We start from the raw sequence: 15,313 nt of genomic DNA, 5'->3' as shown, positions 1-15,313 counted from the left end.
TTAATACTTGTAAAATAATATTAACACCCTTTTTGGTAAGTGTGTCTAACCGCAGATAGATGTCATTCATTGAAAATTTATGGATCAAGATATGCATCAAGATAATGTTCTTACTGGCACATTGCGATCGCGCAAATAATTTTTGATTTCCGCTACGCTTAATTGTCCGTAATGTAATAGCGATGCCAGTAGTGCTGCTTCAGCTTTGCCTTCAGTTAGGGCTGTGTAAATATGTTCACAATTACCTGCACCACCAGAAGCAATGACTGGAATTTCTACAGCGTTTGCAATAGCCCGTGTAATCTCGATATCATACCCGGCTTGGGTTCCATCAGCATCCATACTTGTGATCAGCAGTTCACCGGCCCCCCGTTTTTCAACTTCCTGTGCCCAAAGTAGAGCATCTAAGCCTGTATTTTCCCTGCCACCCCGCACATACACATCCCAACCTGGATTCTCCGGGTTATTTCTGCGTCTGGCATCAATAGCAACAACTATGCACTGATTACCAAAGCGATCGCTTGCCCGATTAATCAAGTCTGGTTCCCGCACTGCCGCAGAATTAATACTAACCTTATCTGCGCCCGCTCGTAACAAAGCTTTAACATTTTCTAAGGATTGAATGCCACCACCCACAGTCAATGGAATAAAGACCTGTTCAGCAGTCCGGTAGACCACATCTAAAATTGTAGCTCGGTCTTCATGAGTAGCTGTAATATCCAGAAATACTAACTCATCAGCACCGGCTTCGTTGTAAACCTTGGCCAGTTCTACCGGATCGCCTGCATCTTGGAGATTGACAAAGTTAACTCCTTTTACAACCCGTCCCGCCTTCACATCTAAGCACGGTAAGATTCTTTTAGATAACATAATAACTTTTGTACTTCTGGGTAATTGACCGGAATTTAAATTTTAAATTGGCGCGGGTATTCTCAAACGAAAATTTTCATGGGCATTGGGCATGGGGCATTGGAATTAGGGGAGAGGTGACAGGCGACAGGTTATAGATGAATAATCTGTACCCTATAACCTGTGTAACCTATTCCCTTCTCTACTCCCCAGTCCCCAGTCCCCAGTCCCCAGTCCCTTAACACTAGATAGCTGAATTATGGCGATAATCTCCTCGAAAAAACAGCCTCCAGAACCCAACGGAGAACCAAAGCAGCGTCGAGAGTTGGCGAAAACACCATCCACAGAAAATATTTTGAAGCCTGAAGCTGCTGTTGATGAACAAGAACAGCAGGAAGAGGGTATTCGTCCGCACCGATTTGCCGATTACATTGGGCAAAAAGATTTAAAGGATGTGCTAGATATTGCCATTAAAGCAGCCAAGTCTCGTGGTGAGGTGTTAGATCACTTACTGCTGTATGGGCCGCCTGGATTGGGTAAAACCACAATGGCAATGATTTTAGCATCGGAAATGGGGGTAAATTACAAAATTACTAGTGCGCCAGCCCTAGAACGTCCACGAGATATTGTCGGGCTACTGGTAAATATGAAACCAGGTGATATTTTATTTGTAGATGAAATTCATCGCCTCTCGCGGATGACGGAGGAAATTCTCTATCCGGCGATGGAAGATTATCGCTTAGATATTACTATCGGCAAGGGTTCCAGCGCTCGGATTAGAAGTTTGCCACTGTCAAAATTTACTCTAGTGGGAGCTACAACTCGTGTTGGTGCTTTAACTTCACCACTGCGCGATCGCTTCGGTTTAATTCAAAAACTCCGATTTTACGAAGTTGACGAACTGACTCAAATTGTACTGCGAACCGCTCAATTACTCAAAACCCCTGTTACACAAGATGGTGCAACAGAAATTGCCCGTCGTTCGCGCGGAACGCCACGAATTGCCAATAGACTACTAAAGCGAGTCCGTGATTATGCGGAAGTAAAAGTATCTGGCGAGATTAATGAAAGCGTTGCATCTGAGGCACTGCAACTATTCCAAGTAGATCCTTGCGGTTTAGATTGGACAGACCGCCAGATGCTGAGTGTGATAATTGAACAATTTAATGGCGGCCCAGTGGGATTGGAAACAATGGCAGCCGCAACGGGTGAAGATACCCAAACAATTGAAGAAGTGTACGAACCTTACCTCATGCAGATTGGGTATTTAACTAGAACTCATCGCGGCAGGATGGCGACTAAGGCAGCATATAAGCATTTGGGATTCACGCCGCCTAATGAACAGTTGTCATTATTGTAATTATGGGTATTGGGCATGGGGCATTGGGCATGGGGCATGGGAGAGATAAAAATTACCTTTTTCCCCTCTGCTCACCATTCCCAATTCCCAATTCCCAATTCCCAATTCCCAATTCCCAATTCCCCACCTAGATACAGGTAAACCTAGATGATTAAGTTAATTGGTATTTTTCTAAGTCTATTACTTGTGTTTGGCTGGGGTACTCCAGTGATGGCACAATCTCAACCGCCCATTACTGAAGAACAGTTAAAGCAAGGAGATGAATGGGCAAATCAAGCATTTGCAGCGACAAATCAAGGTGATTTTGCGACAGCTGAAACTTTTTGGACAAAGATTATTGAGCAATTTCCGACGAATGCGGGGGCGTGGAGTAACCGAGGAAATTCGCGGGTGAGTCAGAATAAGTTACAAGAGGCGCTGGCAGATTATAACAAAGCCATAGAACTAGCGCCGAATGTCACCGATCCATATTTAAATCGGGGGGCGGCGTTGGAAGGGTTGGGAAAATGGGAAGATGCGATCGCAGATTATAATCATGTCTTAGAACTAGATCCTAAAGATGCGATGGCATATAACAATCGGGGAAATGCCAAAACAGGTTTAGGAAAATGGGAAGATGCGATCGCGGACTACAAAAAATCTAATGAGATAGCCCCAAATTTTGCCTTTGCCCGTGCTAACTATGCTCTCGCCCTCTATGAAACTGGTCAAAAAGAGCAAGCAATCCGGGAAATGCGAAATATCGCCCGTAAATACTCCAAATTTGCTGATGTGCGTGCCGCCCTCACAGCTGCATATTGGGTAAATGGAGAACAAGGTGAAGCTGAAAGCAACTGGGTAGCAGCCTATGGACTTGATAGCCGCTACAAAGATATTGATTGGGTAAAAAATATCCGCCGTTGGCCACCCAGTATGGTGTCAGCTTTGGATAAATTCTTAAAAATCCAGTAGAGGCATTGATCGTGACTCATTTTGGTATCATCTGTCCTGGTGGAGCAACCGGCCCTCTTAACACTATGCTTCCCTTGGGGCAGGAACTTCAACGACGTGGGCATCGCGTCACCTTCTTTGGCTCACTCGATACTCAATCTAAGGTACTGGCAGCAGGAATAGAATTCCAAGCAATTGGTGAAAAAGATTTTATTCCTGGCTCAACAGCAGAAACCTTTGCCAAATTAGGTCAACTGCGGGGATTGGCTGCGTTGCGATACACTATTGACCTGCTGAAGCTTGTTTCATCTGTGACACTCCAAGAGGCTCCAGCAGCAATTAAAGCAGCAGGCGTAGAAGCTTTGCTAGTAAACCAAAGTTCACCAGAGGGAGGGACAATTGCCGAGTTTCTGAAAATTCCTTTCATTATTGTGTGCAGCGCTGTGGTGCTGAATCAAGAACCTAGTATTCCTCCTTTTTTCACAACTTGGAAGTATAGCCCAGCTGGGTGGGCACGTTTACGCAACGAAATAGGTTACACGTTACTTAATAGCGTCGTCAAACCACTTGAAGATTTGATTAATGAATATCGTCGAGAGTGGAAATTACCCCTGTACTCTAGTCTTAAAGATGGTTACTCTCCACTAGCTCAAATAAGTAATGCACCTGCTGAGTTTGAATTTCCCAGAGAAGAATTAGCTCCTTGGTTCCATTTCACGGGAAGCTATCATACTTCAGCCAGTCGAGCACCTGTTTCTTTCCCCTACGAAAAATTGACGGGGAAACCGTTAATTTATGCTTCGATGGGAACATTACAAAATCGTCTGATTTGGGTTTTTCAGACTATTGCTTCAGCTTGTGAAGATTTGGATGCTCAGTTAGTGATTTCTCTGGGAGGTTCTGCTAAACCAGAATCATTACCAAACTTGGCAGGAAATCCTTTAGTAGTTGAGTATGCACCTCAATTAGAAGTGCTGGAAAGAGCCACCCTCATGATTACTCATGCGGGAATGAATACAACAATGGAATGTCTCAAAAAAGGAGTGCCAATGGTGGCGATTCCAGTTGCTAATGACCAGCCAGGAGTAGCAGCGCGGATTGCTTGGACAGGGACAGGTGAGCTTGTCACCCTCAAAAAACTGAATGTTCCCAGATTGAAAAATGCTATCAAGCGCGTGTTGACAGAAGAATCTTATAAACAGAATGCCCTCAGATTACAAGCAGCTACTCTTGCGGCTGGGGGGGTAAGTCGAGCGGCTGAGATTATTGAGCAGGCTGTTTCTACAGGTAAGCCTGTCTTGGCTTAAACACAATAATCAGAATGAAGTTGATGATGAACTTAGACTTGTTTTATCCGTTCCAATTTCCTGACCGGATTCTTTGAACATCCTTATAAAGACCTGACTTCAAGGGACGTTCCTGCAATAATTTCGTCTACCATATCTACAACGTTTTTGATAGCAAATGCCTCCCTGGTAAGCTGCATTCTAAAATTCTTCACGCTGAACTAGAACTAGTCTGAAGGATGGGCTGATTTTGAGAACGTTTCCCCTTCACCACCATCTTCACACCACCTGCTGGACTAAATAGCAAACCCTTACGCACTGGCTGCACTGGTTTGCTATCAGCCAGTTCCATCTCCCAGTGAGACAGTACTGTTGCCAACACCAATTTCATCTCAAACAAGGCAAATGCCATGCCAATACAGCGACGGTTCCCGCCACCAAAGGGTAAATACTCATAAGGAGAAAATTGTCGTTCCAGAAAACGCTCTGGCTTAAATTGCTTCGACTCAGGATATAAATCTTCTCGATGATGGGTCAAATAAATAGAGGGAATTAGTATAGTTCCAGGCTCAAAGTTGTATCCCCCAATTTGTAGGGGTGATTTAACCAATCGATTTAGTGCCGACGTTGCCACTGGGTAAAGACGTAGTGTTTCAGAACAGACAGCATTCAAATAAGGCAATCGGAAAATAGTGTTTGCATCTGGTCTTTTACCCAAACTATCTAGTTCTTGCAACAGTTTTTCCCGTACCTGCGGCCGATGGTGAATCCAGTACAGCGCCCATGATAAGGAAGTTGCAGTAGTTTCATGACCTGCCACTAATAAGGTCATCAGTTCATCACGTAATTCTAAGTCTGTCATCGGCTCTCCCGCTTCATCACGAGCAGCCATCATCAAAGATAAAATATCAGTTCCAGATAGATTGGGTTGTGCTTTGCGTTCTTGAATTTGGGCGTAGATAAGTTGATCGATTTGCTGCCGTAAACGCAAGTATTTCCCCCAAGGACTCCACGCTCCTAAATCCTGTCGCAGTGATGAGAAAATAAGCAGAACTGTCCTTAATAAAGGGATTTTGGGATTTAGGATTTTAATTAGGAGTTGGCTGAGTTTCTTGTAACGTGGGCCATCTTCTAGACCAAATACAGCCTTCAAAATCACTTGAAAAGAGATTTCTTGCATAGACGGCAAAACTGTAAAGGTTTCTCCAACCTGCCACTGGCTACTGACTTGCTCTGTGATTTCACGGATTAACTCACCATAAGCCAGCATTCGTTCCCCGTGCAAGGGGGGTGTTAACAGCTTTCGTTGTCGCTGATGAGGCTTTCCATCTAGTGACAGTAATGATTGCTGTCCTAATAAAGGTGCTTTAATCCCTGCTGATTCACCAGAGTCTAACTGTTTTGGATCTGTAGTAAAAATCTGCTGAATTGCCTGGGGATTGCTAATGAAGACTTGAGGAGCAAAATTTGATCCAAGTTGGAGGGTGAAGATATCACCATAACTTTTAGTACAGGCTTCTATATATTCTAAGGGATTAGTAAGCCAGTGATACATCTGTATCCAAGGGTGAGTTTGAGGCCCGTTAGGTAGTTTAAGTGCAGACATTTTTATTAATTTCCCAATAATTGGAGGAAGATTGTTATCAGCTAGTTATTCATGCACCCGTAGCTTGATTAATCTTAGAACACAGATTAGGAAGATGAACTTACCAATTCTTGAATCTGCCTTGGGGTCAATTCCTGGACATTACGCAAAACTATTGCTGCTCCTGCTGCTATTAGTGTCTCACCATAAGCATCACTACGCGCTGCTGTTTCCTGTACGTGAGGCGGTAAAACCCCTACACCAAACCAAGTGCGAGCAGAATCTAGACTCCGCGCTTTCTCGACGGTATACATGTCTGCTACCGTATCTCCCACATACACTACAGCTAATCTTTGCTCAATTCCATTTTCTAACTCACGAACTGTAGCGAAAAGTCCAGTGGGGTCTGGTTTTCCTGGTGCATCTTCCATCGCAATCAACACCGGAGATTCCAAACCCAAGCGTTTTTCCAATACATAGTTAGCGGAAGCACGAGTTGCACCGCTAAAAAATCCCCAAGCAATCCCGGCTTGGGTAAGTTGTTCTAAATAGCTGGGTTGTAATAATAAGGGTTCATTACAGATATACCCTGTAAAATTGTTTGGATCTGAGCCTCGGTAACGCGATTGAAAAAACGCAACGATCGCACTGTAATCTAGTTGCAGTTGCTCGCGGCTCTGTCCTTGGCTTTCAAAGTAGCGGTAAATTAATTCCTGCGATGCTTCCCAATCGTTATTCCATACGCCTTCAGACTTCAGTTGGTCAATATCCAATGGGGTTGGACGATATGCTTGGGTAGTAAAATATTCTACGGTATCTGCGATCGCCCGACGATAGGAACCGCTAACATCGCGTACAACGCCATCAATATCAAAAATAGCGATCGCTTTTGCAGAAGTTGGTTGAGTCATGGAGTAAGAAGCAAAAGAATTTTAAATCATCATAATGCGCTTATGACTCAGGTAAAAAATTCGGGTCAAGGGCTTCCTCTGGCGAGAAGTGAGATTGCGTCGCTTCGCTTTAAATTCAAAATTCAAAATTCCCATAAACAAATTTACTTGCTCTGTATCATGGGTCTGTTTCGGTCACAAGCATCTTTGTTAGCGCCGACTTACACCTTATGCTAACCCAATCCAATCACAGTTTGGTCATTTGATGGGGTATTGCGTTAAAATAAGCGATCGCTATCCTAGTTCAGTAATGCCCGGAAATTCCCGGAGGTGTGATTGACCAAGTTTATTTTGAAAATTCTGTGGTTAGACGAAAACGTTGCTCTAGCAGTCGATCAAATTGTCGGCAAAGGTACAAGTCCTTTGACTAAGTACTTTTTTTGGCCCAGAAATGATGCCTGGGAAGAATTAAAAAAGGAATTAGAGTCCAAACATTGGATTACTGATGTGGATCGTGTCGAGTTGCTTAATAAAGCGACAGAAGTGATTAACTACTGGCAAGAGGAAGGCAGAAACCGTCCAATGGCAGAAGCTCAGTTGAAATTTCCAGAGGTTGCCTTCACAGGTAGCGCCTGATATTACAATATTAGCGATGTCTACGACGGGCTATTCGGCATCGCGCTATTCTACAAGCTGCCACAGTTTGATAGTCTTGTCTTTGCTGCCACTTGCAATTAATTGTCTAACTTTGCTCACAGCAACAGCAGATACTGAGTCTACATGACCAGAGAGAGTAACAATCTCTTCTGCTGTGCTTAACTTCCAAAGTTTAACTGTTTTGTCGCAACTTGCACTTAGGAGTGTTTCGCCATCGGCAGTAAAAGCCACAGCCACCACAGACCAAGAATGGCCTACAAGTGTGCAAATTAGCTGACCCGTGTTTACGTCCCACAATTTAATAGTGTTATCATCACTACCCGTCGCCAAAATTTTCCCATCGGGACTAAAAGCGACTGTCAAAACCGCCCATGCATGACCCGAAAGGGTGCTTAACAAGCTATAGCATGGGCGGTTTTGAACATGAGGCAAGGGGGCAGGGGGAAAGGGGCAGGGGGCAGGGGGCAGGGGGAAATGAGGCAAGGGGGCAGAAGGCAGGGAGAAAGGGGGAATTTCCTCCGTTCCTTGTGGATGATCTTTTAACTCAGCACTATTTATATCCCCCTGCTCCCTGCCCCCTGCTCCCCTATCTCTTCTTGGTATCTGCCACAGGCGAATCGTTCTGTCATAACTAGCGCTGGCTAAAAGCTGTCCTTGAGGACTAAAGGCTACTGAATTTACCTGTAATTGGTGTCCAGCGATGGTGTAAATTTCTCTGCCAGTATTTACATCCCAAAGTTTAATTGTCTTATCCCAGCTACCACTAGCGAGAATCTGCCCATCAGGACTGAAAGCAACTGATTTTACAGCGTGTGAGTGTCCCACTAAGGTGCAGATTTCCTTTAATGTCTCAAACTGCCATAATTTGATAGTTTTATCATCGCTACCACTAGCGAGAATCTGCCCATCAGGACTGAAAGCAACTGATTTTACAGCTTGAAAATGTCCTGATAAGGTAGCTAGAACTTTTTGGGTATTTAAATCCCACAATTTGATGTTTTTGTCATCATTAGCACTGGCTAAAGTGTAATCGTCAGGACTGATGGCAAGGGCATTCACACCACTTAATGTCCCAGAATGCCCAGTTAAGGTATGCAAGCATCGCCAAGGAGGATTTGGTAGTTTAAATTTTTGAGTTTTATATTCCATACCCATTACTTGCATGACTTCATTCGCTGATTGAAAGCGTTGGGTAATAGCGTTTTGCAGCAGCTTGTCGAGGATTTGCGCCAAGCGTAGACTCTTTGAGTCTTGTCGCCAGACATCGCTAACCTTAGTAGTAAGATATTGTTGCCAAACCCAGCAATTATTTGCAATATCAAATAAATCAAAGGGAGAAATTTGGGTAAGTAAGTAAATACAAGTTACACCCAAGCTATATAAATCACTAGCGAAAACGGCTTTTCCCTTTGTCTGCTCTGGTGCAGCGTATTCTGGACTGCCAATACTGGTTTCCAATGTTAACCGATCGATTTCTGTGACGATTTTCGCAGTGGTAAAATCGACTATGACGAAATCTCCCTTCTTGGTAATTGGGGATCTACGGATGATATTGTGGGGTTTAATATCGCGGTGAATTATGTTGCGATCGCTAATAAACTGCAAAACTGGCAACACATCTTCTAAGAGTTGCCAAATCTGAGTTTCATTAAAAGCGCCTTCTTCTTCAACCACCTGAGCTAAATTAGTGCCTGCAATAAACTCTTGCACTAAATAAAAATGCTCATCCTGCTGGAAATAAGCCATTAAAGCGGGAATTTGCGGATGGTTCCCTAATTCTTCTAGCTTTTGGGCTTTTTGCTGGTAGGTTTTAGACGTTTCAGATCCCAGCGATAATTCTTGAACAACGCAAGGAATTGGAGGAAACTGACCTTCGTCTACAGCGAGGAAGGTTTTGCAGAATCCCCCTTTACCAATTTGCTTCATTAAACGATAGCGTTCTTGTAACAGCAAAATTTCCCTGCCTACAAGATGTCCACAAAAAGATATAGCCGTTTGTTTTTTGTAAGGGCACAAGAATATTATGCCCCTACCTCATGTTCCTGATGTTACTTATCTACAGGGAAATTTACAACTATCGGTGGAAGACCGTTTTCTGTAGTTGGCTGTCCTTTGGTAACTACTGGTTGTGGATGCAAAGGTGTTGGTGTCAATTCACCCTTACCAGTTTGATTCCATAAAATCATGGATAGTAACCCATCCACTAAGCCGTTATTGCTACCGTTGCTACCAACTAAAACATCTGGAATTAAGCGAACATTGCGATCGCCTATAATCTGCATTAGTTGCATTGCTGTATAACCTTGTGAACCCAAGGCTTCCACACCAGCGCGGTAGGTTTCAGCTTTGGCGTTACCTGTGGCGCGAATACCTTCAGCCTCAGCAATTGACCGGAGTTTTGTCCCCTCGGCTTCACCGGTCGCTTGCTTAATTTGAGCTTGGGCTTTTAGGTCAGCAATATGTACACTCTGCTCCGATTTTACCATTTCTTGCTGAATATCAGCCAGCGCCGTTTCCCGGACAAGCTGCTGCCGTTGGGTTTGCGCCATCTGCTGGACTTCATAAGTCTTGCGTTCTTCTTCGGCAATTTTCCGGTCTGTCTGTGTCTGCATTAACGATGCTGGTGGCTGGATATCACCAATGAGGGTATCGATCGCTTGCACGTCATAAGCCCGCAATGCTGTTTTAATATACTCAGCAGCTTCAGCTTGTCGTTCACTCCGAGCCGTCAAAAAGTCTAGTACAGTATAGTCTTGGGCTGAGTTGCGGAAATAATTACCGATAGTTGGTTCTAATACATGGTCTACCAGATTTTGCATAGCACCAACACGAGAAATTACCTTCGGGGCATCTAAAGCACCCACATGGATAATTTGCGCTACTTCTAAATCAAAGGCAAACCCATCCCGCGATCGCACTGTTAAAGAAGCCAGTTTAGCATCATAGCTGTGGCGTTCAGTCCGACCCGACCAGTTTAAGACGATATTGGTCGTTGGCACGAGTTCAATCTTCATAATCCGGGAATTAATCGGGTGCTTACCAGGATATAACGGTTCTACCCACACACCTTTATGTCCCTGATTCACCAAGTTACCGTGGGTGAAAGCTGCACCACTGACATCTTGATGTGCCTTACCTACGAAAGAAATCACCACACCCACATACCCAATGGGAATTTCTGTCATGGGTACTTGTTCAACCTGGACAAACCAAGGATTCAAGTTCCAAGAACCAGAAAGTAGAATCTGTTCTTGTAAACCTCGCCGTCCGCCTCCCTGAATAAATTTGTAACCATTTTGGAAGTTGTCGTGTCCCTCAATTATGGGGCCTGCAAGTTCACCAGCAGAAATTGGTACACCATCTAAGGTAGTAACGATGCCAACTTTGTCAGATGCAAGACTGTACACCCGCAACTGTTCTGGAGCCATGCCATGAGCGCTGGCATTTGATGCCATGATGACTTTAAACAGGGCGGTGTTAATCCGGTACGTACCTGCGGTGAGAAAACCCATCTGCCGACCTTTTTCACCACCTTCGGTAAGGAATTTTCGAGCATCTTGGAAATTATCACAACCCACGATTTTACCCAAAATCCGCTCTGGTGGGTTGGGTCGACCATCTGCTGCCACAATCAAGGCGATTTCCCCTTGGGGAACGACAATTACCGCTTCTTTCTTGACAGAATACTGCCAAGGCCAATAGCCCCAGTGCCAACCAGGAGCTAGAGTATCTGCCTGTAAGCCTGCTTCTCCGTTGAGGGCTATCAAACTTCCGGCGGGGAGTCCGCGCCCGGAAAGGGTAAATTTCCTTACCACAATGCCAACTTCACGTTCGCCAATAACTACTAGTCCGCCAAAGAATAGGGGGACGAATATAACTAAACCGCCGACAAGCAATATGGGAACTAGTACAACAGGATCGATTCCAGCAGTTTGATATTGAGTCCTGCTAATTGGTAACTGAGCAATATTTGGTGTAGTCTGATTTAGCTGGACTGATACCGAAGTTATTTCTTTTGCAGTAGTTGCTTTTACAGGAGTAGCATTGGCAGAATGAATACTGCTAGCGATCGCCAAAGACGTTGGCGCAGCCATCGCTAAAGTTGCTACGATAGATGCTGCAAAACGAACTACCTTATTTTGTTTACGAGTGCCAAGCAAAGATGAAAAGCTTTTCATAAATTGTGCCCATTTGGGCAACTAATTAGCTAAGTTAACACTTCAACAAAGCTTGCCTCGATTTCTTAAACTTGACGTAATTTTTTTTAAATTTAATAAATAAGGATTCAGAATACTCCATCCATTTACGGAGAAACTTTTAGCACCCATACAGAATCCAGACTGCATTCTGGCTCCTGACTCCTGAGTTCATCTTCATAAACAATTTGTAGGTTGGACATTGCCCAACCTACAAAGTTGAAATAGAAAGTTAAATTAGACCAAACCGCCAGCCGCTTGAAACCGAGCGCGGGCGCGTTTAAAGGCTTGATTTGCCTTAATTTGGGCTTGGCGATCGTCTGCTGAGACTTGAGTGAGTCCCGCTTCTGCTTGGTTGTAAGCAGCACGAGCTTCTTCTAGGTTAATTTTGTCGCCACGTTCAGCGCCGTTAACCAGAATTGTCACTTCGTTCTCTTCGACTTCGGCAAAGCCACCCAAAAGGGCGATCGCTTCCCAATTCTGATTTTTAGCGCCGCGAACTCGCATTACACCAGTATCCAGGGCGGTCAAAAGTGGGGCGTGTCCAGTTAAGATACCTAATTGACCAGTAGTACTAGGTAAAACTACTTCTTCAGCTGGGGCATCCCAGACTGTTTTATCTGGGGAAATTACACGAACGGTTAATGTCATTTGTCCTTTGTCCTTCGTCCTTTATCCTTTGTCTTTTGTAATTGCCATTAGTCATTAGCAGTTGAACTAATGACTAATGACCAATGACCAATGACTAATGACTAACCTTTGATTTTTTCAGCTTTAGCGATCGCTTCGTTAATATCGCCAACCAAGTAGAAAGCCTGTTCTGGCAGAGCATCCAACTCACCAGACAGAATTTTTTGGAAGCCTTTGATGGTATCTTCCAACTTCACATATTTACCAGGAGAACCGGTAAATACTTCTGCTACAAAGAATGGCTGAGACAAGAAGCGCTCAACTTTCCGCGCCCGTGCCACGATGAGACGGTCTTCTTCAGACAATTCATCCAAACCGAGAATGGCGATAATATCTTGGAGTTCTTTGTAACGTTGCAAAGTTGATTGCACCGCCCGAGCAGTATTGTAGTGTTCGTCACCAACAATATTTGGTTGGAGCATGGTAGAAGTCGAACCAAGTGGGTCAACTGCGGGATAAATTCCTTTAGCAGCCAAACCGCGAGACAGTACAGTGGTTCCGTCCAAGTGGGCGAAAGTAGTAGCAGGTGCGGGGTCTGTGAGGTCATCCGCAGGTACGTACACCGCTTGAATCGAGGTAATGGAACCCTCTGTAGTCGAGGTAATCCGCTCTTGCAGTTCACCTACATCGGTTGCCAATGTGGGCTGATATCCTACCGCAGAAGGCATCCGACCCAGTAGTGCGGATACTTCCGAACCTGCTTGTACAAACCGGAAAATGTTATCAATAAACAGCAGCACGTCTTGCTTGTTTACATCGCGGAAGTACTCTGCTACTGTCAATCCCGAAAGACCAACCCGCATTCTAGCTCCGGGTGGTTCGTTCATTTGACCGTAAACTAGAGCAATTTTTGATTCGTTGAGGTTGTCTTTGTTGATAACCCCAGACTCAATCATTTCGTTGTAGAGGTCATTGCCTTCACGGGTACGTTCACCCACGCCAGCAAATACGGATACCCCACCATGCTGGGTAGCGATGTTGTTGATCAACTCCATCATGATTACGGTTTTACCAACACCAGCACCGCCGAATAGACCAATCTTACCGCCGCGTCGATAGGGAGTCAGAAGGTCAACAACTTTAATCCCAGTCTCAAACACCGAAGGTTTGGTTTCCAGGTCAGTGAATTTGGGAGCAGAGCGGTGGATGGGTAAACTGGCCTCAGCATTTACTGGGCCTCTGTTGTCTACAGGTTCGCCAAGAACGTTGAAAATTCTACCCAAGGTTGCTTTACCAACTGGCACGTTAATGGGAGCGCCTGTATCGGCGACTTCAAAACCGCGCACTAAGCCTTCGGTAGAACTCATCGCAACAGTCCGCACCTGGTTGTCGCCCAGCAGTTGCTGTACTTCAACGGTGATGTTGATTTCCTGTCCAGCCTCATTGGTGCCTTTGATTTTCAAAGCGTTGTAGATTTGTGGCAATTTCCCGCCGGGAAATTTAACGTCTACAACTGGGCCAATGATTTGGGTAATGTAACCAATGTTTGTTTTTTCTGCGGTTGTTACCATGCTGCGCCTAATGAGTGAAGCTAGATTTCAGATAAGGTCGGAGAAGACATAAAATTAAGCAATGTCACCTTTCAGATTAGCACTTAACGACCCTACCTTCGCCTTAAATTGATCCTTAAGACTGGGGCTTGGGGATTAAAATCTAGGGTAAGTCTTAGCGTCGGGACTTGGGAAGACTCAAAATCAAAACTGCCGTGTCAGGCGATCGCTTTTTCACGAACCGCAGAGGACACAGAGGAACAGGAAGTGCGATCGCTTAATTGATTACACTTACCTCGCTCAGGAACCTATTCTTGATTCATTGGATATTATCTAAGTGTTGGCACTGTATCAGGAAACTAAAATAGCCATGCACGCTAACTATTTTAGTTGCTAATTTCGGGTATGAAGTTATTATTGCCACAAGCAATAAAAAACATCTATCTATTTTTATTGATGCTATAGAATGGCAAGAAATTTAGAAAATGAACCGAGCGATCGCACTATGGAGATTTTGTAGGCGATCGCTTTTTTGTTTGGCGCAAAGTTGTAGTGAAGCGATCGCCACTCAAAATATTCTATACTTGTACTATGTAAAGGTAATCAAATTCTCTATGATTACAAACACTAATACTCAAATGAAAACCAATCAATACCCATTTGCGGAAGAATTAATCACAGATACTCAAGGTAACATTCGTAAAGTAATTATAGATTTTCAAGACTATCTACGCTTATTAGAAGTGATTGAAGATGAAGGATTGATATTAGCAATAAAGGAAGTACAACAAGAAATACCATTAAATATTAATGAAGCATTAGCCGAATTAGAAAGAGAGTGAATACACAGTATTTATCCAGTTTTATTAAAGATTTAAAAGGACTTAAAAGTACACCTTACTATGAGACGATTAAAATACTTGCTTTTGAAGAAATACCACAAATAGATAATTTTGAAGAAATTACTAATATCAAAAAGCTGCAAGGATATGATGATATTTATCGTATTCGTATAGGTGATTATCGGATCGGAATTATATTTGACGGTGAAACACTAATATTTCAGCGTGTGCTACATCGTAAAGATATTTATCGATATTTTCCAAAGTAAGTCAAGTTAGTTATTTTGTGGAATTGTGCGATGCCTGCGGCGGGCTTTGCCTACGCACTCTAGAAATTTTGCAGGCGATCGCCTTTTTTAACAAACGACAGAGAAAGAGCGATCGCACGCTGGAGATTTGTAGGCGATCGCCTTTTTTAACGAAGTTTTATAGGCGCAGAGAAGACAGAGGAAAGAGAGAGCGATCGCATGATAGCGGTTAAATATTTACTATGCTATAAATTATACTAATTGTAGTATAGTAGATGATATTTAGGAGA

The 15,313-nt window shown here is 43.9% G+C and carries 14 protein-coding genes; 7 read left to right on the top strand and 7 right to left on the bottom strand.

Annotation, left to right across the window (positions count from 1 at the left end):
* Window positions 1-96: 96 nt before the first annotated feature.
* Window positions 97-870 carry an imidazole glycerol phosphate synthase subunit HisF gene (gene hisF / locus RMZ41_RS21040; protein WP_322641167.1) on the bottom strand — a complete coding sequence of 258 codons (774 nt, stop codon included), beginning with the start codon at window positions 868-870 and terminating at the stop codon, window positions 97-99.
* Between the two features lie 238 nt (window positions 871-1,108).
* Here hisF and ruvB point away from each other — a divergent pair, with 238 nt between their 5' ends.
* From ruvB to RMZ41_RS21025, 3 genes are all read left to right on the top strand, one after another.
* Window positions 1,109-2,209, top strand: a complete 1,101-nt coding sequence (gene ruvB, locus RMZ41_RS21035; protein ID WP_322641168.1) for a Holliday junction branch migration DNA helicase RuvB — start codon at window positions 1,109-1,111, stop codon at window positions 2,207-2,209.
* A 147-nt stretch (window positions 2,210-2,356) separates the two neighbouring features.
* Window positions 2,357-3,160, top strand: coding sequence for a tetratricopeptide repeat protein (locus RMZ41_RS21030; protein WP_322641169.1), 804 nt, complete (start codon window positions 2,357-2,359; stop codon window positions 3,158-3,160).
* Between the two features lie 11 nt (window positions 3,161-3,171).
* Window positions 3,172-4,446 (top strand): glycosyltransferase, encoded by a 1,275-nt coding sequence (locus RMZ41_RS21025; protein ID WP_322641170.1) that lies wholly within the window; start codon window positions 3,172-3,174, stop codon window positions 4,444-4,446.
* A gap of 190 nt (window positions 4,447-4,636) precedes the next feature.
* Here RMZ41_RS21025 and RMZ41_RS21020 read toward each other — a convergent pair whose 3' ends face one another.
* Window positions 4,637-6,031 (bottom strand): cytochrome P450, encoded by a 1,395-nt coding sequence (locus RMZ41_RS21020; protein WP_322641171.1) that lies wholly within the window; start codon window positions 6,029-6,031, stop codon window positions 4,637-4,639.
* Between the two features lie 86 nt (window positions 6,032-6,117).
* Window positions 6,118-6,921 (bottom strand): TIGR01548 family HAD-type hydrolase, encoded by an 804-nt coding sequence (locus tag RMZ41_RS21015; RefSeq protein ID WP_322641172.1) that lies wholly within the window; start codon window positions 6,919-6,921, stop codon window positions 6,118-6,120.
* A gap of 315 nt (window positions 6,922-7,236) precedes the next feature.
* Here RMZ41_RS21015 and RMZ41_RS21010 point away from each other — a divergent pair, with 315 nt between their 5' ends.
* A complete protein-coding gene (locus RMZ41_RS21010; RefSeq protein ID WP_069071048.1) occupies window positions 7,237-7,536 on the top strand; it encodes a 30S ribosomal protein PSRP-3 in 300 nt (99 codons plus the stop codon).
* Window positions 7,537-7,581: 45 nt separating this feature from the next.
* Here the strand turns inward: RMZ41_RS21010 and RMZ41_RS21005 are convergent, their stop codons facing one another.
* From RMZ41_RS21005 to atpD, 4 genes are all read right to left on the bottom strand, one after another.
* Complete coding sequence (locus RMZ41_RS21005) at window positions 7,582-9,483, bottom strand: serine/threonine-protein kinase (protein ID WP_322734396.1); 1,902 nt, start codon at window positions 9,481-9,483, stop codon at window positions 7,582-7,584.
* Window positions 9,484-9,605: 122 nt separating this feature from the next.
* On the bottom strand, window positions 9,606-11,735 hold the full coding sequence (locus RMZ41_RS21000; RefSeq protein ID WP_322642656.1) for a flotillin family protein: 2,130 nt from the start codon (window positions 11,733-11,735) through the stop codon (window positions 9,606-9,608).
* A 255-nt stretch (window positions 11,736-11,990) separates the two neighbouring features.
* A complete protein-coding gene (atpC, locus tag RMZ41_RS20995) occupies window positions 11,991-12,404 on the bottom strand; it encodes an ATP synthase F1 subunit epsilon (RefSeq protein ID WP_322642657.1) in 414 nt (137 codons plus the stop codon).
* Window positions 12,405-12,505: 101 nt separating this feature from the next.
* Entirely contained in the window at window positions 12,506-13,954 is a 1,449-nt protein-coding gene (atpD, locus tag RMZ41_RS20990) for a F0F1 ATP synthase subunit beta (RefSeq protein ID WP_322642658.1), read from the bottom strand.
* Between the two features lie 464 nt (window positions 13,955-14,418).
* Between atpD and RMZ41_RS20985 the strand changes: the two genes are divergently transcribed.
* Genes RMZ41_RS20985 through RMZ41_RS20975 form a run of 3 tightly spaced genes read left to right on the top strand, consistent with a single transcriptional unit; the run spans window position 14,419 to window position 15,256 of the window.
* Window positions 14,419-14,775 (top strand): hypothetical protein, encoded by a 357-nt coding sequence (locus tag RMZ41_RS20985; protein WP_322642659.1) that lies wholly within the window; start codon window positions 14,419-14,421, stop codon window positions 14,773-14,775.
* Window positions 14,772-15,044 carry a type II toxin-antitoxin system RelE family toxin gene (locus RMZ41_RS20980; RefSeq protein ID WP_322642660.1) on the top strand — a complete coding sequence of 91 codons (273 nt, stop codon included), beginning with the start codon at window positions 14,772-14,774 and terminating at the stop codon, window positions 15,042-15,044. The genes RMZ41_RS20985 and RMZ41_RS20980 overlap by 4 nt, the downstream gene beginning before the upstream one ends.
* A gap of 17 nt (window positions 15,045-15,061) precedes the next feature.
* Entirely contained in the window at window positions 15,062-15,256 is a 195-nt protein-coding gene (locus RMZ41_RS20975; RefSeq protein ID WP_322642661.1) for a hypothetical protein, read from the top strand.
* Window positions 15,257-15,313 lie beyond the last annotated feature (57 nt).

Source organism: Nostoc sp. DedVER02 (assembly GCF_034530675.2).
Lineage (GTDB): Bacteria > Cyanobacteriota > Cyanobacteriia > Cyanobacteriales > Nostocaceae > Nostoc.
Note: the sequence above shows the minus strand (reverse complement) of the source record. Positions and strands in the feature narration are given on the sequence as shown.